The 266-nt window shown below is 51.9% G+C and carries 1 protein-coding gene; it reads right to left on the bottom strand.

The window, feature by feature from the left end:
- Window positions 1-79 precede the first annotated feature (79 nt).
- On the bottom strand, window positions 80-266 hold a 187-nt coding region (locus tag AC1RPX_RS07995; RefSeq protein WP_481763366.1), incomplete at its 5' end, for a hypothetical protein.

Here is a 266-nt window from a genome sequence, read left to right as displayed (position 1 = left end):
ACCGTATTGTTGGCTCCATCATTCGAGTTCTGCGACGTGTTGGTCAGCGACCCTGCCTTTGGCGTTATGCCTACAGCCCTCAGGAAATTGGTACGTTATCACTGCCAAGCACACCATTGACGACTGACCCAATAGAAGTTCCTATATTGGTACCCGCGTCCTTGGCTATGGAGGCCGCTGAATCTCCGAAGTCGATCGAAGGGCCGGGGCTTTCCAGAAACCCATACTTGCCAGTACTAGGCATCGTCAACTTCAAAAGGTTAACG

Source organism: Dellaglioa sp. CoH-56-MRSF-14 (assembly GCF_056782115.1).
Note: the sequence above shows the minus strand (reverse complement) of the source record. Positions and strands in the feature narration are given on the sequence as shown.